The 576-nt window shown below is 52.4% G+C and carries 1 protein-coding gene; it reads right to left on the reverse strand.

Features of this window, described 5'->3' with window-relative positions:
• Nucleotides 1–389 (reverse strand): anhydro-N-acetylmuramic acid kinase (locus tag ABD353_RS39995; RefSeq protein WP_344628610.1); only part of this gene is annotated, 389 nt, incomplete at its 3' end.
• Nucleotides 390–576: the final 187 nt, after the last annotated feature.

Genomic DNA, 576 nt, shown 5'->3' on the forward strand with positions numbered 1-576 from the left:
GCCATATCCCGGCGACGAAAATCCCCCACTACGGTTATCCCGGTGTGGGCGGCGATCTGGTTGTTGTCACCAATTTGCAGGGTATGCGGAGCCTCTCCCTGCGGTTCATGCCATACGGTCTGTCCATGGCAGCCGATGGCGATGACGTCGGTGGGTTTGAGACTTTCCTGGCGCATCAGCGCCAGTACGGCATCGGCAAACAGCCGTCCCAGACGGGTGTCCAGACGACCTAGCTGCGAAAGGGTCAGCGACTGCCCCTGGCAAATCGCCAGAATCTCCTCTTTTATCGCGTGTGGAATGGGCCAGGTGAGACTAGCCTGCTGCGCCACCATGTTTTCAGTAATGGTGGCCAAAACGACATCGATACCATCCAGGCTGGTACCAGACATAACGCCAATAAAGCGACCCGATCTCATACGTTTTCCTTCATTCCATGACCCTTGTATGCCCTTCACTCCATCATAAAGTGTCGGTTAATGCTATGTTGTACTAATACTTTTTAACAATAGAGCGACAAATCAGCGAACATCGTAAAGAACCGGCGTTTAGTTGAGGTTGAAGCACCAGTGTTTATTA

Source organism: Kitasatospora arboriphila (assembly GCF_039528095.1).
Taxonomy (GTDB): domain Bacteria; phylum Actinomycetota; class Actinomycetes; order Streptomycetales; family Streptomycetaceae; genus Kitasatospora; species Kitasatospora arboriphila.